Here is a 24,050-nt window from a genome sequence, read left to right as displayed (position 1 = left end):
AGGGTCACCGTCCCCATAGGCCGACGCGCTCGGCCCGGGCCTGCTCCTCGGCGCCCAGCAGGTCCGGCGGGGCGTCTTCCGCTGCGCGGGCGCCGCCGGCCGTGAGGATCAGGGCGGCAAGGTCGTCGCCCTCGATCCGGCAGCGGGCCGTGGCCCCATCGGCGAGGCTGCAGACGACCTCCCGGCGGCGCAGGTAGTTCGCGAGCTGGCGGGCGAGATGGCCGCGCTCGCCGACGACGCCGAGCAGGCGCACGGTCCGCCCGCGCAGCGACAGGGTCCCGGTATCGATCACCTCGGGCACGCCCCGGATCTCCGCGGACGCGACCGGGGCCGGCGGGGCCGACGCGGCGGCCGGCGCCGGCTCGGCCCGTTCGGCCGAAGGGCGGGGCTTGCCCTTGGCCAGCTGCGCGGAGGCGCGCTGGACGAAATCGTGGAAGATGCCGGCAGGCATCTCGCCGCCGAACATCCGGTTCATGGGGCTGTCGTCGTCGTTGCCGATCCAGACCCCGACCACGAGGTCCGGGGTCATGCCGACGAACCAGGCATCGCGGAAATCCTGGCTGGTGCCGGTCTTGCCGCCGATGATCTGGCCCGGCACCCGCGCCGCCCGGCCGGTGCCGGATTCGACCACCGCCTGAAGCGAATCGAGCATCATCTGCCGCGGCTCCTGCGCCAAGGGGGCGGTCGGCGCCGGATCGGCCCGCACGTAGAGCGGCTGCGGGGCGGCGCCGCGGATCGCGTGAATGCCGAAGGCCTGGAGCGGGGCACGGCCCGAGAGCACTGAGCCGTAGGCGCGGGTGATCTCCAGGAGGCTCACGGCGCCGGAGCCGAGGACGAGGCTCGGCACGTTCGGCAGCTCGGATTGGATCCCGAGCTTGCGGGCGGTGGCGATCACCGCCGGGATGCCGACATCCTGCCCCAGCTGGGCCGCCACCGTGTTGATCGAGAGCGCGAAGGCGGTCCGCAGCGGCACCGGCCCGCGATAGCGCCCGTCGTCGTTCTCGGGCTCCCAGTCGCCGATCCGCACCGGGCGATCGTCCATCACGGTCTCGGGCGTGAGGCCCTGCTCGTAGGCCGTCAGGTAGACGAGAAGCTTGAACAGCGAGCCCGGCTGCCGCTTGGCCTGCACGGCGCGGTTGAACTGGCTGTCCTCGTAATCCCGGCCGCCGACCATCGCGAGGATCGCGCCGGCCTTCGACAGCACCACCATGGCCGCCTGGCCGACCTTGCGCTTGGTGCCGTCCTTGTCGAGGCGGCGGGCGACGACACCCTCGGCGAGGCTCTGCAGGTCGAGATTGAGGGTCGAGCGCACGGTCATGTCGCCGTCGGTGCCGGCCAGACGCTTCACGTCGCCGGCGATCATGTCGAGGAAGTAGTTGGTGCCGGGGGGCGCCTCGGGGGGCGACTTCAGGCTCACGCTCTGCTTGCGCGCGGCGTCGGCCTCTCCCTGCGTGATCGCGCCGGTCTCGACCATGGCCTGAAGCACCACGTCGGCCCGTTCCTTGGCGCCGCCGAGGTTGCGGGTCGGGGCGAGCTGCGAGGGCGCCCGCACCAGCCCGGCCAGCATGGCCGCCTCGGGCAGGGTCAGGGCCTTGGCGGGCTTGCCGAAATAGCGCCGCGCCGCCGCATCCGCCCCGTAGGCGCCAGCACCGAAATAGGCCGCGTCGAGATAGCCGAGCAGGATCTCGTCCTTGCTCATGGTCGACTCGACCCGCAATGCCAGGAACGCTTCCTGGACCTTGCGCCAGAGCGTCTTCTCCTGGTTGAGCGAGGTCAGGCGGACATATTGCTGCGTGATCGTCGAGCCGCCCTCGCGCACGCCGCCGCCCGCGACATTGCGCCAGGCGGCACGGCCGAGGCCGCGCAGGTCGATGCCCCAATGGCTGTAGAAGCGGCGATCCTCGATCGCCACGATCGCCTTGGCGAGGTTCGGCGGCAGATCGGCGGCGGTCAGCTTCTGGCCGCGGAAGCTGCCCCGGGTGGCGAAGACCCGCCCGTCATCGGCCTCGACGGTGATCGCCCGCTGTCCGGTATCGACGACAGCGCCCCCGAGCGGCGGCAGCGTCAGGAGGGCGGCCAGCAGGTAGATCGCCAGCGCCAGGACCGGCAGCAGGATCGCCGCACCAACGGCGAGCAGCACCGGCTTGCGGTTCAGGCGTGCGAAACGCGCGGAGGCGGGGGCAGGCGAGGCGCCAACGGGCCGTTCCGTCGCTTCCGGCCGCACGCGATCGCGCCGACGAGCGAGGCTCGCGGCGAGCCGGGCGAAGGCCGAATGCCCGAGCCGCAGGAGGCCGCGTCCACCGGCGGCGATCAGGATCCACAGGTGGCGGAACAGGTCGCGGGCGGCCCGCCCGGCCTCGCGAGCCGCCCTGCGCGGGTCCGACGTGTCCGCCCCAGGGTTCCGCGCGGGATCCGGGTCGGTCGGGGCGCGCTCCGGCGCGTCTGACGTCATCGCGATACGTGTTCCGGGACCGGCCGATCCGATCGACGGAGGGTTCTAAGCTGCATTCGCCTGCGAGTCCCACCGACAAAGCGATGAGGCCGGCCTGCCGGAGACGATCGCGCCCGAGCGTGTGACGCGCGCCACGCGGTCCGGTCTCGAACCGCGGGCGGGCGGCGGCTTACCACCCCGCTGCCGTGTGCCGGCTGCGCAGCTGGAAGGCCAGGATCAGCAGGAGCACGCCGAACGCGATCGTGTAGGCGCCGATCCACCAAGTGAGCACCAGGGCCGACATGCCCGGCTCCAGGGCCAGCGCGATGCCGAACAGGATCGAGACCAGACCGCCGAGTCCGAGCCACCAGCGTCCGTAATGGAGGTGCAGCCGGAAGGCGGCCGCGATCATCAGGCCGCCGGTCACGAGCGCCCAGGCGGCGAGCAGCAGCACGAACGCCCAGACAGCCGCGCCCGGGACGAGCACGGCGGCCACGGCCACGATGATGTCGACGAGGCCTTCGAGCAGCAGGAAGCCCCAGCGCTCGTGCCGCTGCGCGGCGCGTACGGCGCCGACGATCGCGAAGGCGCCGTCGACCAGGGTGTAGGCGGCGAACAGCAGCACGAGCGAGAGCACGAAGGCCCCGGGCGCCGCGAAGGCGACGATGCCGAACAGGATCGCGACGACGCCGCGCAGGGCGATGAGCCACCAGTTCCGGGCAAGCGCCGCGCTCATCGCATCGAGGCGCGCGCTGCCGGTGAGCGGGATGCCGGAGGGTGATGTCGCGGTCGAGCCGGAGCCTGAGCCCTGCGGGTTGGGTGTTTGGGTTTTGGTCATGGCGGAACTCCGAAACGCGCCGGGCCCGCCGGCCCGGTCAATCCGCCCGCAGAACGCTGCACTGCGACAAGCGTTCCTGAGGCCGGCCACGGGCCGGGTGGAACCTTGGTGCAATCCCTGACTTTTGCTGACCGAGGCGGGCACGCGTACAGCCCGGCTGCCGTGCGGCGGCCGGTCCATCCAGTGGTGATGAGACGCCATGTTTGACGAGCAGCGGCAGGCCGCCGAGCCCGCATCACGTCCGCTGTCGGTCGAGGGACCGCCCGAGGCGCCCCAGCGCGACATTCTGGATCTCGGCCGCGACGGCGCCCGCCGGAGCCGCGAGACCGCGCGCAAGCCCGACACACGAGACGACGATCCGGGTTCCTCCGACGCAGAGGGCCGGGACGACGATGCCCGAGAGGAGGACGAGCCCGAGGACGAGGAGCGGCGCCCGAACATTTTGCGGCGCCACCCCTGGGCCTTCCTGTTCGGAGGCCTCGCGGTGGTCGCACTGTGCGTCGGCGTGTTCTTCTACTGGCTCCTGTACATGCATCCCTATGAGAGCACCGACGACGCATTCGTCGATGCTCGCAGCATCGCGGTCCAGCCGAAGGTCGGCGGATATCTGGTCGAGGTTCCGGTCACCGACAACCAGCATGTCGAGGCCGAACAGATGCTGTTCCAGATCGATCAGCGCGACTACCGGATCGCTCTCGAGCAGGCGAAGGCTCAGGTCGCGGCCGACGAGGCGGCGATCACGAATATCGACGCCCAGATCCAGGCCCAGTACGCTAATATCGACGTGTCCAAGGCCCAGGTCGCCACCGCCGAGGCGGCCCTGAAGTTCGCCCAGGAGGATGCGGCCCGCTACAAAGACCTCGCGGAGCGGGGCTCAGGCTCGGTCCAGCAATCCCAGTCGGCGACCTCGACGCTGCAGCAGCGCCAGGCCTCGGTGCAGAGCGCGAATGCGAGCGTCGTCGCCGCGCAGAAGCAGATCGGCTCGCTCCAGGCCCAGAAGGCCTCGACCCAGGCGCAGATGGCCCGGGACAAGGCCCAGGTCGAGCAGGCCGAGTTGAATCTCGGCTACACGACGATCCGTGCGGTGCAGCCGGGGCGGGTCGTGCGGCTGACGGGCGGTATCGGGGCGCTGGCGCAGGCCGGGCAGAGCCTGTCGATGTTCGTGCCGGACGACATCTGGGTCACGGCGAACTACAAGGAGACGCAGATCGCCGACATGCGTCCCGGCCAGCCGGTGGACCTCGTCATCGATGCCTATCCGGGTCGCACGATCCACGGGACCGTGGCCTCCGTCCAGCCGGGTTCGGGCACCGCCTTCAGCCTGCTGCCGGCCCAGAATGCCACCGGCAACTACGTGAAGGTTACCCAGCGCATCCCGGTGAAGATTGTCGTGAAGGATTGGCCGACGGACGTCTCGATCGGCCCGGGCATGTCGGTCGTCCCCACCGTCACGGTGCGGTGACCGCGATGGCCGGGACCGGCCGGGCTTCCGCCGGCAAATCGTCCGCCGCCAAGGCGCCGGGCGGACACAATCCGTGGCTGATCGCATGCGTGGTGGCGCTGGCGACCTTCATGGAGGTGCTCGACACCACCATCGCCAACGTCGCCCTGCGCTACATCTCCGGTGGGCTCGCGGTCGGGCCCGACGAGGCGGCCTGGGTGGTGACGAGTTACCTCGTGGCCAACGCGATCACGCTGACGGCGTCCAGCTTCCTGGCCAAGCGCTACGGCCGCAAGGCGTTCTTCATGTGGTCGGTGGCGCTGTTTACCATCGCGTCGATCCTGTGCGGCTTCGCATGGAGCCTCGAGTCGCTGCTGCTGTTCCGGGTGCTGCAGGGGCTGGGCGGCGGCGGTATGGCCCCGCTGGCGCAATCGATCCTGGCCGATTCCTTCCCGCCCGAAAAGCGCGGCCAAGCCTTCGCGCTCTACGGTGTCGCCATCGTGGTCGCGCCGGTGATCGGCCCGACTTTGGGCGGCTGGCTCTCCGACAACGCCTCCTGGCACTGGTGCTTCCTGATCAACGGGCCGATCGGCGTGATCGCGCTCGGGCTGATGTACTGGCTGATCGAGGACAGCGACGCGGCCAAGAAGGAGCGCCGCGCCCTGGTGCGCAAGGGCATCCGGTTCGACATCGTCGGCTTCCTGCTGGTCGCCGTGTTCCTCGGCTCGTTGGAGGTCATTCTCGACGAGGGGCAGCGGAAGGACTGGTTCGGCACGTCGACCCTGATGAACGTCTCCGGCCTGCTGATGGTCGTCTCGTTCATCGCCATGATCCCCTGGCTCCTGACCCGGAAGAACCCGGCGGTGGACCTGCGCCTGATCGGCAATCGCCAGTTCGGCTCCTGCTTCCTGGTGATGATGTTCACCGGGGCGATCTTGATCGCCACCACGCAGTTCATCCCGCAGATCACGCAGGAATATTATGGCTACACCGCCACCCTGTCGGGCCTCGTGCTCGGCCCCGGGGGCATGGTCACGGTGGTGATGATGTTCCTCACCGGCCGCGTCTCGGCTTATGTGCAGCCGAAATGGCTGATCGCGGCCGGCATGACCATCGTGGCGCTGGGAATGTACGACCTGACCCGGCTCAACGGCACGACCACGTTCTCGTTCTTCGCGTGGTCGCGGGTCTATATCGGTATCGGCCTGCCGATGGTGTTCCTGTCGATCACCTCGGCCTCCTACGAGGGTCTGCGCAAGGACCAGACCGACCAAGCTTCGGCACTGATCAACGTCGCCCGCAACGTCGGCGGCTCGATGGGCGTGTCGCTCGCCCAGAACATGCTGGCCTATCGCAGCCAGTTCCACCAGAGCCGGCTCGTCGAGAGCGTCAACCCGGCCGCGCCCGCCTATCAGGAGACCATGCGGCAGGCGACGCAGTACTTCTCCGAGCACGGCTATACCGGTGTCGAGGCCCAGAGCCAGGCGACCGCCTGGATCGGCAGCGTGCTTCAGACGCAGGTGGCCTACTGGGCCTATATCGACGTGTTCTGGGTGATGGGCCTGGTCGCTGCCTGCGCGGTGCCCCTCGCGCTGAGCCTGAAATCGGTCAAGCTCGGCGGCGGTGCCCCGGCAGGCGGGCACTGACGCGGTTTGGCATCAGACGCCGTCCGGAGGCAGTGCCTCCGTCACCTCGACGCGACGGTTGTCCGGCGCCTGGTCAACCGCGTTGGACGCCGTCTCGGTCGGCGCGGGCAACTTGTCGGCAATGACCGCCCCGGTCACCGCGGCGACGCCCTGGTAGCGGGTCAGGCGGCGATCGATCATGTCGTCGATCCGCCCGTGCAACTCGGCCACCGTCAGGCTGCGGCGCTTGCCGCCGGTCTTGGCGGTGAACAGGCTGCGATTGGCGCGCGCCGCGCTGCGGAACTCGCGTCCGGCCACCTCGTCGGGCTTCTCGGAGGAGAGCGACAGGAAGCGCCCGGCGCTGGCGCTGCCCAGGAAATGAGCGAGATAGAGCTCCGTAGTGGTGAGCGCCCGCCCGACCTTCGCCTCGATCCGCTCGCGGTCGCGCTTGATCAACTCGGCCGCCATCAGGGCGGCCACGCGGGGGTCGTTGCGCAGGCCGAGCACGCGGGCTCGCATGGGGCCGGCGACGGTGATCGCGGAGCCGCGGCCCTTCACGGCGGCGGCCTCCTCGGCCAGGCCGTACCGGGCGCCGTAATCGCGGATCATCTCCAGCCAGGTGCGGGTGACGAACTGGAACAGGCCCTGCGCCGAGGAGGTCCCGGCCTTGGCATCCGTGTCGAAGCTCGATTCCTTGTCGGCCAGAGCCATCATGTAAACCGGGTCGACACCGGCCTCGTCGGAGGCCTTCACGATCGTGTCGACCACTTTGCGCGGCACGCTGCGCTCGCCGAACCGCACCGCATCCTCACCCTGCTCCTGGGTCACCCGCGGCAGGGTCGCGAGATCGTCCTGAATGAGCGCGGTGGTCGCGGGCTCCTGGTCCTCGACCGGCAGTCCGGTCCAGGCGTCCGGGCTCTCCGCCGGGGGCGTGTCCGTGAAACCGGCCCGCAGGCCTTGCTCGGAGCCGCCGGCCTGCATCCAGCCGGATTCGCTGTCGGCGGCGAGCGCCCGGGCGGCGCGCGGGCTGGTGTCGATCCGGTCATGGGCTTGCGCGGACGGCGCGAAGACGGCCGGCGCGAAGGCCGCCTGCGGCAGACCGAACCCGGCGATGACGCCCAGGGCCAGGGTCCCGGTGAGGCGGCGCAGGCCAGTGCGGCCCATGCGGCGAAGTGACCGGCGCCCGTTCCCGCGTCCGGCCCGCGGCAGCCACGCCACGGTTTCAGTCTCACAAAGGCTCGCGCAGGGCACGAGTCGGCTCACGTCGTCGGCGCAATACGCCGGCTCCGGGAAAACCCCCATCACTGGTCCTTCTCTAGATTGTCCCTTGCGGCGGCCCGGCGTCTGGCGGCCGGGTTCTCTCAGACGGCGGCCCTATCGGCACTGGCCGTGACCAGAATGGGACGGCCCCGTGATTCAACCGTGGCACGGTCAACGAAGGGTTAACCCTGCTTTTTGAGGCCGCGTTAACGCCGTGATCCGGCCGCGCTTCACGTCGGTTGGGCGCAAAGTTGTCGCATTCGACTTGGAACGGGCCACGGTTGAGCCAGTTAGATATCGCCCCGGGGGGGTCGACTACTCTTTCCCCAGACGCGACGCGCGTCCCCACAAGGACAGTATTTTCTGATGAGCATGCAGACCGGTCGCCGCGTCGGCGTCGCGTTCGTTGGCATGGGTGGCGCTGTCGCCACCACCGCCATCGCCGGCATCGAAATGATCAAATCCGGATCGAACCGGCTCGACGGACTGCCGCTCGCCGGCCTCTCCGTGGCGGGCATGGCCGACTACAAGGACCTCGTGTTCGGCGGCTGGGATCTGAACGGCGACGACCTCGCCTCGGCTGCGGCCGGCCACGGCGTGCTGTCGAAGGACGACATCGAGGACGGCGCCAAGGCCCTCAAGGGCATCACGCCCTGGCCCGCGGTCGGCAGCGCCAAGTTCTGCAAGAACATCGACGGCAGCAACCGCATCGTCGCCGCCGGTCACCGCGAGGCGGTCTCGATCATCGCCAGCGACCTGCGGCGCTTCCAGCAGGAGAGCAACCTCGACGAGGTCGTGGTCGTGAACCTCGCCTCCACCGAGCGCTGGCCCGACCTGTCCGACCCGACACTGAACTCCCCGGACGCCTTCGAGAAGGGCCTGGATTCCAGCGACGAGGCGATCTCGCCCGCGATGCTCTACGCCTATGCGGCGATCAAGAGCGGCATCCCCTACGCCAACTTCACCCCCAGCGTGGCTGCTGACGTGCCGGCGCTGCTCGAACTGGCCAAGGAGCTGAACGTCCCGGTCGCCGGCAAGGACGGCAAGACCGGCCAGACCATGATGAAGACGGTGCTGGCCCCCGCCTTCAAGGCGCGCGCGCTCCATGTCGACGGCTGGTTCTCGACCAACATCCTGGGCAATCGCGACGGCCTCGCGCTGAACGACCCGAACTCGCTTCAATCGAAGCTGAACACCAAGGGCACGGTGCTCGACTCGATCCTCGGCTACCCGGTCGAGGATCACCTCGTGCACATCCACTATTACCGCCCGCGCGGTGACGACAAGGAAGCCTGGGACAACATCGACGTCACCGGCTTTATGGGCCAACGGATGCAGATCAAGGTCAACTTCCTCTGCAAGGACTCGATCCTGGCCGCACCGCTCGTCATCGAGATCGCCCGCGTTCTCGACCTCGCGAACAAGCGCGGCGACGGCGGCGTGCAGGAGCAGCTCTCGACCTTCTTCAAGGCCCCGATGGTGAAGAACGGCCACGGGCCGGAGCACGCCTTCGGCAAGCAGGAAGCGATGCTTCTCGACTGGCTCGGCGTTCACTGATGTCCGACGCGGCGGCGCCGGCCGCTCTGCGTGAACTCTTCGTCGAGATGAACGATCTCAAGCGCGTCCATTCGGCGGGCCGCGACGGATCGATCGCCGAACGGTTGTTCGCGCAGGGGTGGGGCCTGCTCACCGGTGGGGCCTCCCCGGAGGAGGTCGCCCTCGACATCGCCGCCACGACGCTGGCCGCGACACGGCTCTGCGACCTCGACGCCGCCTTCCTGGCGGCGGCGGGGCTCTCGGACGCGGCGGCCTCCGCCGTGCTGGTCGCGGGCTTCGATGCCGTGACCGGCGACCTCGACCCGGACCTCCGGGACCGCCTGCGCGCGCGGCTCGCGCCGCGCCCGCCGGGCCGGCCCGGACCGGTGCCGTCCTTCGTGGCGGCCCTGGCGAAGCAGCCGCGGGCGGGCGTTACCTGCCCCGGCCGCGCCCGGATCCTGCTGGAGCCGCCGGAGAACCACGCCGAGCATTGCCTGATCGTGGCGGTCTACGGCGTCTGCCTGAGCCCGTTCTATCGGGCGGATCCCGGGACCGTGTTCCTGGCCGCGATGGCCCACCATTTCCACAATGCCGCGATGCCCGATGCCGGCTTCACCGGCGAGATGCTGCTTGGCGACCATCTCGGCCCGATCATGGCCGTGACCACCGCCTGGGCGATGTCCGAGCTCGACGCGCCGTTGCGCGGTCACGTCGAGCGTGCCCGGGCCGTGCTGCCGGACGACGCCACCGCGGAGGGTCGTGCCTTCCACGCGGCGGATTGCGTCGACCGGGTCCTGCAGATCGCCCAGCATCTGCGCGGCGCCTCGACCACGATGGCGGCGGTGCTCGATGAGTGGGAGCTGGTCCATGCCGGCCCGGTGAAGGGTTTCCACGACCGTGTCCTGCGCGACATGCGCATTCCTTAGGACCAGATTCGCGTTGTCCGTCAGACCCGGTCGCCCATCTCATGAGGCGGTCCCGAGAGCCCATGATCCCGTTCGAACTCAGATCGCCGCAGACCGGCAACCCGCTGAAGTCCGACGCGCCGCACGCCCTGCGTGACGCCGGCACCGGGGCGCGCTGGCCCGTCATCGACGGGATCCCGTATCTGCGGGTCGGCCGTGAGGCGCTGGTCGAGCGGGTGCTGGCCCATCTCGACGCGGGCGAGTCCGATGAGGCTCTGGCCGCCCTGCTGGTCGATCAGGACGATTGGTGGAACGGCCCCCCGGCGGACCCGGCCGAGATCATCCGGCTGATCAAGGACCGCCGCGACGCGACCCTGCGGGAGGCGGTCCACCGCCTCGGCTGGGGCCGCGTCGGCGACTATTTCCTGCATCGCTGGAGCGATCCGACCTTCCTGGCCGGCCTGACCCTGCTCGAGGCCCATTGGAACGAGCCGCGCTGCGTCTTCGAATTCGCGTGCGGCATTGGTCACTACCTTCGGGAGCTGGAGCGCCGCGGTTGCAAGACCGCCGGGGCCGACGTGGTCTTCGCGAAGCTCTGGGTCGCCCGCCACTGGGTCGTGGGGCCCAAGCCGCAACTCGTCTGTTTCGACGCCGGCTCGCCGCATTGGCCGATCCCAGACGCGCCGGTCGATCTGGTGGTGTGCAACGACGCCTTCTACTTCCTCGACGACAAGACGGCCCTGCTCGAGAACCTGCGCCAGAATGCCGGCGACGATGGCTGGCTGACCCTGAGCCACATCCACAATCGCGAGTGCCCCGGTTTCTCGGCCGGCCGGGCCGTCACCGCCGAGGACATCGCCGAGCTTTTTCCCGACGCCCTCGTGTACGACGACGCCGAGCTGACCCGCGCCCTGGTCGAGGCCCGGGCGCCGGTTCCTCAGGAGCCGGCCGCCTTGAGGACCTGCGAGGCGTTCTCGGTGGTCGCCGGCCCCGGCATGCGCCCGGCGCCCCGGGCAGTGGTGGATGGTCTGACCCTGCCGAAGGCCGGCACGGTCGTGCGGCTCAACCCGCTCTATCAGCCTGACGGCGAGGGATACGTGATCCGCTGGCCCTCCGATCGCTACCGGGAGGAATACGCCCCCCGAGCGACCTACCCGATGCAGTCGTCGGGTCCCGAACAGCTTACCTTCGACGGCAGGATCGACGGTGCCGATACGCAGCGCGTCCGCGCCCGCGAATACGTCGATCTGCCGGAGCGCTGGTGATGGACGCGGTCGGCTGGGGCATCGTCGGCTACGGCTGGGTCGCCCGCGATTACATGGCTCCCGGCATCCGGGCCGCCGGGCACCGGCTCGTGGCGGTCAGCGACCCGAACCCGGAGAGCCGCGCGGCGGCCGAGCGCGAAGGCGCCCGCGCCCATGCCGACCTCGCCGGTCTCCTCGCGGAGCCCGAGGTCGAGGCGGTCTACGTCGCGACCCCGAACCATCTCCATCGGGGCGCCGTCGAGGCGCTCGCCGCCGCAGGCAAGGCGATCCTGTGCGAGAAGCCGATGGCGGCGACGCTGCCCGACGCCGAAGCCATCGTGCGGGCGGTGGAGTCCAAGACGATCTTCTACGGCACCGCCTTCGATCAGCGCCACCACCCGGCCCACCGGGCGATCCGCGCGCAGGTCGCGGCCGGGCGGCTGGGCACCGTGACGGCGGTCCGGATCGTCTATGCCTGCTGGCTCGGGCGCGACTGGTCGGAGGCCGGCCAGCCCAATTGGCGGATCGACGCCGCGCAAGCCGGCGGCGGCGCGCTCATGGATCTCGCCCCGCACGGCCTCGATCTCGTGGATTTCCTCCTCGGCGAGCCGATTGCCGACATCGCCGCCCTGACGCAGATCCGCGCCCACAATTATGCCGTCGATGACGGCGCCCTGCTGATCGGCCGCACCTCCGCCGGCGCCCTGGCGAGCCTGCACGTCGCCTACAATTGCCCCGACGCGCTGCCCCGCCGCCGTTTGGAAATCGTCGGCACCATGGGCCAGCTCACCGCCATCGACACGATGGGGCAGACGGCGGGCGGGTCCCTGACCTTCACCGACGGCGCGAGCGGACGCGCGGAGCCGCTGGCCTTCGATACAGATAGCTCGCCCTTCACCGAGCAGGTGCGGGCCTTCGGCTCGGCCCTGCGCCGACCCGAGGAGCGCGCGGCCTATTCGGCCTCCCGAGACCTCCACACGATGCGACTCGTCGCCCGTGCCTATGGGCAGGGGTAGCGCTCCCAAGACAGGATGATCGACCGCCGAGCCAAACCCCGGGATCTCCCACCCCCGCCCTCATCCTGAGGTGCCCGCGTCAGCGGGCCTCTAAGGAGCCCTCCAGAGACCCCTGCGCTTTCTGGAGGCCTCCTTCGAGGCCTTCGCTGCGCTTCGGCACCTCAGGATGAGGAGGGGACGGGTGGGATGGGGCGGCAAAGCGGTTCACGGCAGACGGGAATACGACTTGACCGACACAGCTCTCAGTCACGACCAGGACGACCGCGCCCGTCACGAGCGGATCAAGGCGCCGCGGCCCTATCGCTTCGGCGCCAAGCGCCGGATCGAGGGCCTGCCGGAGGCGCTGCCCGATCCGGTGCGCGCCTATCTCGACGTTCTGCCGGAGGGGCGCATCGTCGGATTCCCCCTGGCGCCGCTGGACCGCACCGGCGTGCCGGTCTGGTTCGTCGCCCTGTTCCTCGACGATCCGTTCTTCGTGGGCGCGATGCCGTCGGGCATCGGCTACGGCGCCACCGACGAGGAGGCGCTGATCGGCGCCGTGGCGGAGATCGCGGAGAACCTGATGCCCTCGCTCGCGGTCCTGCCGCGGGCCAAAGAGCGCGCGAGCTACGCCGACCTCGTGCGGGTCTATGGGCCGAAATCGGTCGCCGACCCGCTCACCTTGTGCCTGCCGGCGGGCTCCCCGGTCGGCCGGGACACGGTGCTCGAATGGACGCCGGCGGTCCGGCACGGGACCGGCGAGATCGTGCTGATGCCGCTCGACGTTGCCGCCACCGATTATTTTGAATTGTCGGAGGGCTACCGGCCCTTCACCAACCTGATCACCAACGGCCTCGGCGCCGGGCCGGACGTGCCCTTCGCGCTGGGCCACGGCGTGCTCGAACTGCTCCAGCGCGACGGCAACGGCCTGCTGTTCCGGGCCCTCGACCAGGGCGTCATGCTCGATCTCGACGGGATCGGCCCGGAGAACGCCGCGATGCTGGCGCGGTTGAAGGAATTGGGCATCCGCGCCCTGCCGAAATTCGCCACCGACCAGTTCGGCCTGACCAACCTCTACGTCGTCGGCTACGACGAGGATCCCGCCCGGGCGCCGGCGCCGATCGCCCTCTCGGCCTGCGGCGAGGCCTGCGATCCGGACCGCGAGCGGGCTCTGCGCAAGGCGCTGCTCGAATTCCAGGCCGCTCGGGTGCGCAAGACCTTCGGGCACGGTCCGCTGGAGCTGGCCGCCACGGTGACGCCGCCCGGCTACGTCGATGCCTTCATCCAGAAGGCGCTTCCCAGCCTCGACCTGGAGGAGAGCCGCGCCCTGCAGGCGATGCTCGCCTGGATCGAGCTGCCGGCCGCCGATCTCCGGAGTGTGCTCGCCGATACCGTGTACAGCGAGCGCAGCACCAAGCGGTTCTCGGAACTGCCGTCCACCGAGGCGGCCGACGGGCATGACCGGGGCAAGATCGCCTGCGACCGGCTCACCGAGGCCGGGTTCGACCTGCTCTACGTCGATTGCTCGCCGCTCGGCGGCAGCGTCGGCGTGGTCAAGGCGATCGTGCCCGGGCTCGAGGTCGAGACCATGAGCTATTACCGGATCGGCGAGCGCAACACGCGCAAGCTCCTCAACCGCGACCACCCGCTGATCCGCTTCGGCACCGAGAGCGAGACCCTGCGGCCGGTGCGCCTCACCCCGGAGGCCCTGGAGCGCTTCGGCGGCCAGCCGCTGTTCGACACCGCGCTCGCCGAGCAGATCGTTGGCCGGCACTATCCGCTCTATCGCGAGCCCGAATCGCATCACGCGCCGTTCCGGCTCGCGCAGAAGCAGGGGAGGATGGCGTGACCCTCCGCTTCGCCTACAACACCAACGGCGCGGCCAACCACCGTCTCGACGACGCCCTCCACCTGATCAAGGCGGCGGGCTACGACGGCGTCGCCCTGACCCTCGACATCCACCATCTTGACCCCTTCGCCGAGACCTGGGCGGCGGAGGCCGGCCGGGTGGCGAGCCTGCTGGAGAAGCTGGAACTCGGTTGCGTCATCGAGACCGGCGCCCGCTTCCTGCTCGATCCGACCGCCAAGCATGAGCCGACCCTGGTGACGGCCGATGCGGCGGGCCGGTGCCGCCGGGTCGGCTTCCTCAAGCGCGCGGTCGAGATCGGCGCGATGCTGTCGGCCGAGGCGGTGTCGTTCTGGGCTGGCGTGCCGAAGCCCGGCGTCGACCACGGCGAAGCGCGCCGCTGGCTGACCGAAGGGCTGCACGAGGTCGCGGCCTTCGCGAGCCAGGCCGGAATCGTGCCCTGCCTGGAGCCCGAGCCCGGCATGCTGATCGAGACGCTGGACGATTTCGTTGCCCTGGATGTGCCGGGCCTCAAGCTCGCCCTCGATACCGGCCACTGCCTCGTCACCGGCGAGCGCGACCCGGCCGAGGCCGTGCGCGAGTTCACCGATCGGATCGGCACGGTGGCGATTGAGGACATGAAGCGCGGCAGCCATATCCACCTGCCCTTCGGCGAGGGCGACATGGACGTCCCGGGCGTGCTCGGGGCGCTGGAAGAGGTCGGCTTCGGCAAGCTGGTCTGCGTCGAGCTATCCCGCGAGAGCCACCGGGCCGACGTGATGATCCCGCAAGCCCTCGAATATCTGCGCGGCTGCCGCCGCCCCGGCCCGGAACTGGCCGGCAAGCAGGAGATGCGGCGGCAATGGCAGTGAGGGTCGGGCCGCACCGAGTCGAGGCTCAAGCGCGGATCCCCTCTCCAGTGCGGGAGAGGGACAGGGTGAGGGGACAGGTCTCTCCGGAGACGTCGCCTCCCTCACTCCAACCCTCTCCCGTGCGGGAGAGGGGACAGCCGCGTGCGTCCTGTGTCTCGTTAAAAAGCATCGCCCGATGAGAATCCTGTTCCTCAGTCGCCGCTACTTCCCGGCGATATCGGGCATGAGCGTCTACGCGCAGAACCTGATGCGCGAGCTGGTCGGGGCCGGCCACGACGTGACGATGATCTCGCAGTACCGTGGCGATGCCTTCGGCACCCGGGTCTATGGCGGCGGCCCGCCGCCGCCGGTGCCAGGCGTCCGGGTGATCGGCCTGGAGCAGCTCGGCGAGCAGAGTTCGGGCGATTTCGAGCGCGACATCGCCACCATGGTCGAGGCGATCTGCCGGGAGCACGCGGACAAGCCGTTCGACGTGCTGCACGCGCAATACGGCTATCCGACCGGTTGGGCGGTGCTGCTCGCCGCCAGGAAACTCGGCGTGCCGAGCGTGGTCTCGATCCAGGGGGGCGACGGCCACTGGGTCGGATCCTGCTGCGAGACCCACCGGGTCGCCATGTGCGAGGTGTTGGCCCATGCCAACGCGCTGCTGATCGGCGGCGCCTCGTTCGTGGACGAGGTCTGCGAGCGGCTCGGTTCCGATCCGGCCCGCTTCACCATCGTGCCCGGCGCGGTCGACACTGAAAGGTTCGCGCAAGGCACGCCCGACGGGCTGCCGACGCCGCATCCCGGACCGGTCCGGCTGTTCTATCACGGCCGGGTCGACCGCCGGAAAGGCGTGCTCGACTTCATCGCCGCCCTGGCGATCCTGCGCGAGCAGGGCACGCCCTTCGCGGCCACGATCTCGGGGATCGGACCGGACGTGGATCCCGCCCAGGCGATGGCCGCCGACCTCGCCTTCTCGCCGCGGGAGATCGCCTTCACCGGCTATGCCGAGTACGGCCAGGTGCCGGACCTCTATCGCCGGGCCGACGTGTTCGTCTCGCCGACCTACGCGGAGGGCTTCTCCAACACGATCCTGGAAGCCATGGCGGCCGGTCTCGCGGTGGTCTCCTGCCACGCGGTCGGCGTCTCGGATTGCCTGCGCGACGGCGAGAACGGCCTGCTGGTGAATCCAGGCGACATCCCGGCCCTGGCCGGCGCGCTCACCCGTATCGTCACGGACACGGCGCTGCGCCGCGGCCTGGCGGAGGCGGGGCTCGAGGAATGCCGGCGGGTCTATTCCTGGAGCGCCGTCGGCTGGCAGATCATGGGCGTCTACGAGCGCGTGCGCCACGAGCGCCCGGCCACGGACTTCTCCGTCGACCTGCCCGAGGACCCGAGCTGCCGGTTCCGTGCCGAACCGCATCTCCTCTGATCGAGAAGCCACGCTGCGTGCCGACAGCCCTCGCCCTCTCGCCCCATCTCGACGACGCGGCCTTCTCCTGCGGTGGGCTGCTGGCGAGCCTGGCCGGGGAGGGCTGGCGGGTGGTGATGGCGACGCTGTTCACCGGCAGCGTCGCCGATCCGAAGGGGTTCGCGCTCGCCTGCCAGCTCGACAAGGGCCTGCCGGCCGAGATCGACTACATGGCCTTGCGCCGGGCCGAGGATATGCGCGCCGCCGAAGAACTCGGGATTGCGCCGCCGCTGCACCTGCCGTTCCGCGAGGCGCCGCACCGCGGCTACGGCTCCGCGCCGGAGCTGTTCTCTGCACCCCGCGCCGATGACGGCATCGCCGCCGATCTGGCGCCGGCCCTCGCCGAGCTCATCGCCGCGGAGAGGCCGGACCTCATCCTCGCCCCGCAGGCGGTCGGCGGCCATGTCGACCATGTCCAGGCGGTCCGTGCGCTGACAAGCCTCGCCGTGCCGAGTCCAATCCTGTGGTGGCGCGACTTCCCCTACACGGTCCGCGAGGCCACGCCCCGGGAGCCCCTGGCCGACCTGTTCGCCGCCCTGCCGGTGCGGCGGATCGCCCTCGATCCCGGGGCTCGGGCGCGCAAACGCGCGGCCTGCGCGGCCTATACGAGCCAGATCGGCTTCCAGTTCGGCGGCGTCGCGGGTCTCGATGCGCGGCTCGCCCGCGAGGCGGGGATCGAGGGCTTCCGCCTCGCGGGCCGGCTCGGCACGCCAATCCCCGGCCTCGATGCCGGCTGAGCCGCAGGCGCCGAAATCCCTGGTCGACCCGGAGGCGCTCGCCGCCCGCCGCGCCTTGGTCACCGCGCCGCATATCGCCCCGATCCGGGCCCTGGCCGAGCGGATTTCCGCGGAGCGGGGCGCGCCGGTTCCGGTGCCCGATCCCCTCGACGGCGGCGTCGCGGCGCGGATGCTGCTGCTTCTGGAAACGCCAGGCCCGGCGGTGCTGCGCACCGGCTTCGTCACCCGCGACAGCGCGAACGGCACCGCCGCCAACCTGTTCCGGTTCCTCCGGGAGGCCGGAATCCCGCGCGCCGACACCCTGATCTGGAACGCGGTGCCCTGGCTGATCCACGCCAAGGGCGCGTTGAACCGGGCGCCGCGCCGGGCGGAGGTTGCGGCGGCCGCGCCCTATCTGGCGCCGCTGCTGGACCTGCTGCCGCGGCTGAGCGTGGCGGTCCTGGCCGGGCGCTTCGCCGGCGGGGCGGCTCCGACGTTCGCCGCCCTGCGCCCTGGCCTGCCGCTGGTCGCCATCCCCCATCCAAGTCCGACCTATGTCTGCACCTCGCCGGAGGTGCCCGCACGGATCCGGCAGGGCCTGTCGGAGGCCGCGGCGATCCTGCGCCGCATCGATCCGTGAGGAGAGCGAGCCCGCCCCCGCCCGGCCTTCCCTGGCCTTGAGCGCCGGTTCGGCCTACATGCGGGGCAACGGGCCGCGGTCCGGGAACATCCGGCACGGGCGCAGGCCTTCGGCCGGGCCGCGCAGCCGGAAGGGCGGACGCCGAACGGCATGAACTTTCAGGGACAGCACCGGGGACCGGCAGAGCCGGTCGAGCCGGTCGAGCACGACGCTGCCGCGGGCACCTCGCGGAACAGCTGGCGCGGCCGGTATGCCTGGATCGGCACGGCCGCCAGCATCGTGCTGTTCGCGGTCTCGCTTGGCGTGCTGTGGAAGCTCGTCCAGAGCGTGAGCTGGGCGGAGGTCCGCGCGGCCGTAGCGGCGGCGACCGCCGAGCAGCTTGGCCTCGCCTTCCTGTTCGTCGGCATCAGCTACCTGTTCCTCACGGGCTACGACGCGCTGGCCCTGCGCCAGCTCCGGATCAAGGTGCCCTACCGGATCACCGCGCTCGCCTCGTTCACGAGCTACGCGGTGAGCTTCACCCTCGGCTTCCCGCTGCTGACCGCCGGCACGATCCGCTACTGGATCTATGCCCGGCAGGGCCTGTCCACGGTCAAGATCGCGGCGCTGACGGTCATCGCCGGCTTCACCTTCTGGCTCGGCATGGGCGTCGTGCTCGGCCTCAGCCTGATCATCGAGGCGGGCCAGCTTGCCGGGCTCGCCTTCACGTCGATCCGGATCAACCAGGGCATCGGCCTGGCGGCGCTGGCCCTCGTGCTCGGCTACCTCGCCTGGGTCTCGGCCAAGAAGCGCAGCATCACCGTCAAGCAGTGGCGGCTGGAACTGCCCGGCGCCTCGGTCTCGATCGGGCAGATGCTCGTCGGAATCGGCGATGTCTGCGCGGCGGCGGCCGTGCTCTACGTCCTGCTGCCGCAGGAGACGACGCTGGGCTTCACCACCTTCCTGGCGATCTACGTGCTGGCCGCCATGCTGGGCATCGCGTCGAACGCGCCCGGGGGGATTGGGGTGTTCGAGGCCACGATCCTCCTGGCTTTGTCGAGCCTGCCGCGCAACGAGGTGCTGACCTCGCTGCTGCTGTTCCGGGGCTGCTACTACATCGTGCCGTTCATGACCGCCCTCGCGATGCTCGGCCTCTACGAGATCGTGAAGCGGGCCGAGGGCGCGCGCGATCCCGGGCCACCGGAGGGGATTGCCGGCCCGTCCGGGCGGCCGCGGCCCGACGACACCGGATCCCGGTAACCGGTCCGGCACGCCCTCGACCATGTCCGACCATCCGCGCAGTTCCCAATCCTGGATGGGCGCCGCGATCGCGGTCGGCCTGTTCGGCATCGCCGTGGCACTCTCCGGCCGTCTCGAACTCCCGCTGATCCTCGTCGGCCTCGGTGCCGTCTGCATCGGCGGCTGGCTCGGCGGCCGCGGTCAGGAGGCGCCGCGCCCGCGACCGGCGGCGACTGCCCAGCGCCACGCGATCGCCGAGGCGCTTCTCGCCCATGTTCCCGACCCGGTCATCCTGGTGGACCGCCGCACCCTCGTGGTGGAGGCCAATCCAGCGGCCCGGGCGCTCCTCCCCGCCCTGCATCAGGCGCGGCCCCTGTCCTTCGCACTGCGCAGCCCGGAAGTCCTCGACGGTGTCGAAGCAGTCCTCAGTTCGGGCATGCCCCGCCGCGTTCCGCTCGCGACCCGGGTGCCCCTGGAGCGGACCTTCGAGGTCCAGATCGGCGCCCTGCCGATGCCGGACGGATCGGGGGTCAGCGCCGTGCTGTTCCTGCGCGACCTCACCTCGGCCCGGCGCCTGGAGGCGATGCGGGTCGATTTCGTGGCCAATGCCAGCCACGAGCTGCGCACCCCGCTCGCCACGCTGATCGGCTTCATCGAGACCCTGCAGGGGCCGGCCCGCGAGGATGCGCAGGCCCGCGAGCGGTTCCTGGAGATCATGCGCGTCCAGGCCCTGCGCATGACCCGGCTGATCGACGATCTGCTGTCGCTGTCGCGGATCGAGCTGCGCGAGCACGTCGCCCCCACCACCGTGGTCGATCTCGGGGCGCTCGCCCGCCAGATGGTCGACGCGCAGGGGCCGCCCGCCGAGGCGCGAGGCGCCACGGTTCAGTTCGAGGACGGGGCCGGGCCGTATCCGGTGCCCGGCGATGCCGACGAGCTCGCCCGGGTGATCGAGAACCTGATCGAGAACGCCGTAAAATATGGGGGCGGCCATGTCGGCGTCAGCCTGTCCCGGGAGGAGGATCCCCGGCTCGGCCGCCGGATCGTCCTGTCCGTGACGGATGACGGCCCCGGCATCCCGCCCGAGCACATCCCGCGCCTGACCGAGCGCTTCTACCGGGTCGACGTGGCCTCGAGCCGCGCCCGGGGCGGGACGGGCCTCGGCCTCGCCATCGTCAAGCACAGCCTCAACCGCCACCGCGGCCGCCTCGCGATCGAGAGCACGGTCGGCCAGGGGACCGTCGTGCGCGTCAGCCTGCCGGAATACGGCGCCACCGCCGAGCTGCCGCGCGCGGCCGATCAGACATAGGGGCCGATCCCGAGCGCCGTCTCGACGCGCGTGATCCAGGGGCGGAGGGCCGGGTAGGGCGCCAGGTCGAAGCCGCCCTCGTGGGCCATGCGCGTGTAGGCGACCAGCGCCACATCGGCGAGCGTCAGCGCGTCGCCGACCATGAAGGCGGAGCGTTCGAGCGTCCCCTGCATCAGCCGAAGGGCGTCCGCGCCGCGTTCCGCCAGCCGGGGATCGAGCGCGTCCGGCGTCCGCTTCAGGTAATGGAGCTGGTAGCGGCGGACCGCGATGTAGGGCTCGTGGCTGTACTGCTCCCAGAACATCCATTGCAGCATGCGGGCACGGGCGCGCGCCGCCTCGGGAATGAGGCCCGAGCCTTCCGCGAGATGGAGGATGATCGCGTTCGACTCAGACAGCGTCTCGCCGTCGGGAAACACCAGAAGCGGGACCCGGCCGGCGGGGTTCAGCGCCAGGAAGGCCGGGTCGCGGGTCCCGCCGCCCGGGACATCGACGGTGCGCCAGACTGACGGGATACCGAGATGGTCGGCCACCCATTTGACCTTGAGGCAATTCCCGGAGCCGGGATCGCCATAAAGGGTCAGGGGTTCCATCATCGGATCTCGCGCGCGGGTTGCGCAAGAAATCTGTCGGGCGCGTGGCGATTTGGCAATGGGATCCGGCTGGCCCTTGACCTTCCCATCATGGGAAGCCCCATCTGAGCCAGCATGGATGCCCCGATCGGAACCGCCCCCGTGCCCGAACACGTCTCCCTGAGCTTCCCCGTCGAGGGGATGTCCTGCGCGTCCTGTGTCGGCCGCGTCGAGCGCGCCCTCAAAGCCCTGCCCGGCGTCCGGGACGTGGCGGTCAACCTCGCCACCCACCGCGCCAGCCTCGTCCTAGACGGTGGCGCGCGCCCGGCCGACGCCGCCGCGGCGCTGGCCGAGGCCGGCTATCCGGTCCCGGAGACGCAGAGCGTGATCGCCGTCGAGGGGATGACCTGCGCCTCCTGCGTCGGCCGGGTCGAGCGCGCGCTCGCAGCCGTGCCGGGCGTGAGCGGCGCCAGCGTCAACCTCGTCACAGGCCAGGCCGCGATCCGCCATGCGGAGGGGCTCGTGGCGACCTCCGATCTCGTCGCGGCGGTGGAAGCGGCCGGCTACGAAGCGCGCCTGCTCGATGACGGGCCGCGGATCGACCCTGCGGCCCGCCAGGAGGCCGAGGGCCGAGCCCTGCGGCGCGACGCCACCGCTGCGGCGTTGCTCTCCGCCCCCGTCGTCGTCCTCGATATGGGGGGCCACCTCCTGCCGCACCTCCATGGTAGCTCGGTCACGGCCCTGGTCCAGGCCGCCCTGGCCACCCTGGTCCTCGCCTGGCCCGGGCGGCGCTTCTTCCTGCGGGGCGTACCGGGGCTGCTGCGCGGCCACCCGGACATGAACGCCCTCGTCGCCCTCGGGGCCGGAGCCGCCTACCTCTATTCGCTGATCTCGACCCTGGCGCCGGGCCTGCTGCCCGCAGGTTCCGCGCATCTCTATTTTGAGGCCAGCGTGCTCATCATCACGCTGATCCTGCTCGGGCGAACCCTGGAAGCCGGCGCCCGGGGCCGGACCGGCCAGGCCATCGCCCGGCTGATGGATCTGGCACCCAAGACCGCCCGCGTCGTCCGCGACGGTACCGAGGTTGAGGTGGGGCTGGCGGATCTGCGCATCGGCGACGTGGTCCGCGTCCGGCCCGGGGAGCGGGTCGCCGCGGACGGCGCGGTCCTGTCCGGCACGAGCCACGTCGACGAGAGCATGGTCACGGGTGAGGCGGTTCCCGTGCGCAAGGGGCCGGGAGACCGGATGGTCGGCGGCACCCTCAACGGGCGCGGCAGCCTCGACCTGCGGGTCGATGCGGTCGGCGCCGCCACGGTGCTCGCGCAGATCGCCGCCATGGTCGAGCGGGCTCAGGGCGGCAAGCTGCCGATCCAGGCGCTGGTCGATCACGTCACCGGGCGCTTCGTGCCGGCGGCGATCGGGATCGCCCTCGCGACCTTCCTGGGCTGGCTGGTCCTCGCCCCGGCGCCCGCCCTCGGGCCGGCCCTGGTCAACGCCGTGGCCGTACTGATCATCGCCTGCCCCTGCGCCATGGGGCTCGCCACGCCCACCGCCATCATGGTCGGGACCGGCCGCGCCGCGAGCCGCGGCATCCTGTTCCGCGACGGCGCGGCGCTGCAGCGCCTGCGCGACGTGCGCGCCGTGGCCTTCGACAAGACCGGGACCCTCACCGAGGGCCGCCCGCGGGTGACGGATATCGTGCCAGGGCCGGGCCTTACGGAGGACGCGGTGCTGACCCTCGCTGCCGGGCTCGAGAGCCGGTCCGAGCACCCGCTCGCCGGCGCCGTCGTGGCCGCCGCCCGGGCCCGGGGGCTCGCCATCGCCGATCCGGCGCATTTCGAGGCCCTGGACGGTTTCGGTGTCTCCGGCGAAGTCGCCGGGCGGAGCCTCGCCCTCGGCGCGCCACGCTATCTCGACAGGCTCGGCATCCCCCGGGACCCGGACCTCACGGCTCGGGCCGAGCGCCTCGCGCGCGCGGGCAAGAGCCCCATCCATCTCGCCCTCGACGGTCGCCACGCGGCCCTTCTGGCCGTGGCCGACCCGGTGAAAGCCGGTGCCCGCGAGACCGTGGCCGCGCTGAGGGCGCAAGGCCTCGTGGTGGCGATGGTGACGGGCGACGACCCTCACACCGCCGCCGGGGTCGCGACGAGCCTCGGGATCGCCGAGGTCGCGGCCGGGATCCTGCCCGGCGGCAAGGTCGAGACCGTCAGGGCTTTCCGGTCGGCGCATGGGCCGGTCGCCTTCGTGGGCGATGGCATCAACGATGCCCCGGCCCTCGCGGAGGCGGATGTCGGCCTGGCCATCGGCACGGGCACGGACATCGCCGTCGAGAGCGCCGATGTGGTTCTGATGTCGGGGGATCCGCAGGCGCTCGCGGAGGCGCTGGCCCTGTCCCGGGCGGTGATGGCCAATATCCGTCAGAACCTGTTCTGGGCCTTCGCCTACAACGCCGCGCTGATCCCGGTGGCCGCGGGGCTGCTGGTGCCGTTCGGCGGCCCGGCCCTGTCGCCGGTGCTGGCCGCCGGCGCCATGGCCTTCTCGAGCGTCTTCGTGCTCGGGAACGCCCTGCGGCTGCGCCGGGCCGGCGGGCTTCCCGCACCCGCCGAGCAGCCGGCGCTGGCGCCGAGGGCCGCATGAGTGAGGGAGCCATCACGATCGGCGAGGCGGCGCGGCGCACGGGCGTCTCGGCCAAGATGATCCGCTGGTACGAGGCGACCGGCCTGCTGCCGCCGGCGACCCGCTCCGAATCGGGCTACCGCCACTATGACGAGGCGGATCTGCACACCCTGCGGTTCGTCCGCCGTGCCCGCGACCTCGGCTTCAGCGTCGAGGCCATCGCGGATTTGCTCGCGCTCTGGCGCGACCGCGCCCGGCCCAGCGCCGGCGTGAAGGCGATCGCCGAGGAGCAGATCGCGGATCTGCGTCGCCGCATCACCGAGCTGGAGGGCATGGCCCGGACCCTGGAGCGCCTGGCCGAGAGCTGCTGTGGCGACGACCGGCCCGAATGCCCGATTCTCGACGACCTCGCGACGGAGGACAGGCCGCCTGCGCCGCGCCGGCAAACCTCACCCCTGGCGGCTCTGGGGCCCCGCTCGGCCCACCGGCGCGACAAGCGTGGCCGTTGACGGCGCGACTGGCCCCGGCTTTGCTGG

Annotated in this window: 19 protein-coding genes; 15 read left to right on the top strand and 4 right to left on the bottom strand. The window is 71.1% G+C overall.

Annotation, left to right across the window (positions count from 1 at the left end):
- Positions 1 to 4 precede the first annotated feature (4 nt).
- Positions 5 to 2,452 carry a PBP1A family penicillin-binding protein gene (locus AKJ13_RS19415; protein WP_050734838.1) on the bottom strand — a complete coding sequence of 816 codons (2,448 nt, stop codon included), beginning with the start codon at positions 2,450 to 2,452 and terminating at the stop codon, positions 5 to 7.
- Between the two features lie 169 nt (positions 2,453 to 2,621).
- On the bottom strand, positions 2,622 to 3,269 hold the full coding sequence (locus tag AKJ13_RS19410; protein ID WP_050734837.1) for an HdeD family acid-resistance protein: 648 nt from the start codon (positions 3,267 to 3,269) through the stop codon (positions 2,622 to 2,624).
- Positions 3,270 to 3,468: 199 nt separating this feature from the next.
- On the opposite strand from AKJ13_RS19410, the gene AKJ13_RS19405 reads away from it, so the two are divergent.
- Positions 3,469 to 4,731 carry an HlyD family secretion protein gene (locus AKJ13_RS19405; protein ID WP_050734836.1) on the top strand — a complete coding sequence of 421 codons (1,263 nt, stop codon included), beginning with the start codon at positions 3,469 to 3,471 and terminating at the stop codon, positions 4,729 to 4,731.
- 5 nt (positions 4,732 to 4,736) lie between these two features.
- Complete coding sequence (locus tag AKJ13_RS19400; RefSeq protein WP_050734835.1) at positions 4,737 to 6,356, top strand: DHA2 family efflux MFS transporter permease subunit; 1,620 nt, start codon at positions 4,737 to 4,739, stop codon at positions 6,354 to 6,356.
- A 12-nt stretch (positions 6,357 to 6,368) separates the two neighbouring features.
- On the opposite strand, the gene AKJ13_RS19395 is transcribed toward AKJ13_RS19400, so the two are convergent.
- Positions 6,369 to 7,637: a transglycosylase SLT domain-containing protein gene (locus AKJ13_RS19395; RefSeq protein ID WP_050734834.1), complete on the bottom strand. Its 1,269-nt coding sequence runs from the start codon at positions 7,635 to 7,637 to the stop codon at positions 6,369 to 6,371.
- A gap of 324 nt (positions 7,638 to 7,961) precedes the next feature.
- On the opposite strand from AKJ13_RS19395, the gene AKJ13_RS19390 reads away from it, so the two are divergent.
- The 11 genes from AKJ13_RS19390 to AKJ13_RS19340 all read left to right on the top strand — a co-directional run bounded on the left by AKJ13_RS19390 (position 7,962) and on the right by AKJ13_RS19340 (position 20,329).
- A complete protein-coding gene (locus AKJ13_RS19390; protein WP_050734833.1) occupies positions 7,962 to 9,152 on the top strand; it encodes an inositol-3-phosphate synthase in 1,191 nt (396 codons plus the stop codon).
- Positions 9,152 to 10,057, top strand: a complete 906-nt coding sequence (locus AKJ13_RS19385) for a hypothetical protein (RefSeq protein WP_050734832.1) — start codon at positions 9,152 to 9,154, stop codon at positions 10,055 to 10,057. The genes AKJ13_RS19390 and AKJ13_RS19385 overlap by 1 nt, the downstream gene beginning before the upstream one ends.
- 62 nt (positions 10,058 to 10,119) lie before the next feature.
- The gene (locus AKJ13_RS19380; protein WP_050734831.1) at positions 10,120 to 11,301 is read left to right on the top strand and encodes a methyltransferase domain-containing protein; all 1,182 of its coding nucleotides are present in this window, start codon (positions 10,120 to 10,122) and stop codon (positions 11,299 to 11,301) included.
- The gene (locus AKJ13_RS19375) at positions 11,301 to 12,296 is read left to right on the top strand and encodes a Gfo/Idh/MocA family oxidoreductase (protein WP_050734830.1); all 996 of its coding nucleotides are present in this window, start codon (positions 11,301 to 11,303) and stop codon (positions 12,294 to 12,296) included. Before AKJ13_RS19380 ends, AKJ13_RS19375 begins: the two co-directional genes overlap by 1 nt.
- 226 nt (positions 12,297 to 12,522) lie before the next feature.
- Positions 12,523 to 14,124: a YcaO-like family protein gene (locus AKJ13_RS19370; RefSeq protein ID WP_050734829.1), complete on the top strand. Its 1,602-nt coding sequence runs from the start codon at positions 12,523 to 12,525 to the stop codon at positions 14,122 to 14,124.
- Positions 14,121 to 14,993: a sugar phosphate isomerase/epimerase family protein gene (locus tag AKJ13_RS19365; RefSeq protein WP_050734828.1), complete on the top strand. Its 873-nt coding sequence runs from the start codon at positions 14,121 to 14,123 to the stop codon at positions 14,991 to 14,993. The genes AKJ13_RS19370 and AKJ13_RS19365 overlap by 4 nt, the downstream gene beginning before the upstream one ends.
- Positions 14,994 to 15,168: 175 nt before the next feature.
- Complete coding sequence (locus AKJ13_RS19360; RefSeq protein ID WP_050734827.1) at positions 15,169 to 16,407, top strand: glycosyltransferase family 4 protein; 1,239 nt, start codon at positions 15,169 to 15,171, stop codon at positions 16,405 to 16,407.
- Positions 16,408 to 16,424: 17 nt separating this feature from the next.
- Positions 16,425 to 17,183, top strand: coding sequence for a PIG-L family deacetylase (locus AKJ13_RS19355; protein WP_050734826.1), 759 nt, complete (start codon positions 16,425 to 16,427; stop codon positions 17,181 to 17,183).
- Positions 17,173 to 17,802 carry a uracil-DNA glycosylase gene (locus AKJ13_RS19350; protein ID WP_050734825.1) on the top strand — a complete coding sequence of 210 codons (630 nt, stop codon included), beginning with the start codon at positions 17,173 to 17,175 and terminating at the stop codon, positions 17,800 to 17,802. The genes AKJ13_RS19355 and AKJ13_RS19350 overlap by 11 nt, the downstream gene beginning before the upstream one ends.
- 150 nt (positions 17,803 to 17,952) lie before the next feature.
- Positions 17,953 to 19,041: a lysylphosphatidylglycerol synthase domain-containing protein gene (locus AKJ13_RS19345; protein WP_050734824.1), complete on the top strand. Its 1,089-nt coding sequence runs from the start codon at positions 17,953 to 17,955 to the stop codon at positions 19,039 to 19,041.
- Between the two features lie 22 nt (positions 19,042 to 19,063).
- A complete protein-coding gene (locus tag AKJ13_RS19340; RefSeq protein WP_050734823.1) occupies positions 19,064 to 20,329 on the top strand; it encodes an ATP-binding protein in 1,266 nt (421 codons plus the stop codon).
- On the opposite strand, the gene AKJ13_RS19335 is transcribed toward AKJ13_RS19340, so the two are convergent.
- Positions 20,320 to 20,922: a glutathione S-transferase family protein gene (locus AKJ13_RS19335; protein WP_050734822.1), complete on the bottom strand. Its 603-nt coding sequence runs from the start codon at positions 20,920 to 20,922 to the stop codon at positions 20,320 to 20,322. The two genes, AKJ13_RS19340 and AKJ13_RS19335, sit on opposite strands and share 10 nt — an antisense overlap.
- A gap of 111 nt (positions 20,923 to 21,033) precedes the next feature.
- Between AKJ13_RS19335 and AKJ13_RS19330 the strand changes: the two genes are divergently transcribed.
- The gene (locus tag AKJ13_RS19330; protein WP_050734821.1) at positions 21,034 to 23,535 is read left to right on the top strand and encodes a heavy metal translocating P-type ATPase; all 2,502 of its coding nucleotides are present in this window, start codon (positions 21,034 to 21,036) and stop codon (positions 23,533 to 23,535) included.
- Entirely contained in the window at positions 23,532 to 24,023 is a 492-nt protein-coding gene (cueR, locus tag AKJ13_RS19325) for a Cu(I)-responsive transcriptional regulator (protein ID WP_050734820.1), read from the top strand. Before AKJ13_RS19330 ends, cueR begins: the two co-directional genes overlap by 4 nt.
- Positions 24,024 to 24,050: the final 27 nt, after the last annotated feature.

The organism is Methylobacterium sp. ARG-1 (assembly GCF_001262595.1).
Taxonomy (GTDB): domain Bacteria; phylum Pseudomonadota; class Alphaproteobacteria; order Rhizobiales; family Beijerinckiaceae; genus Methylobacterium; species Methylobacterium brachiatum.
This window is presented reverse-complemented; position numbering and strand designations above follow the sequence as displayed.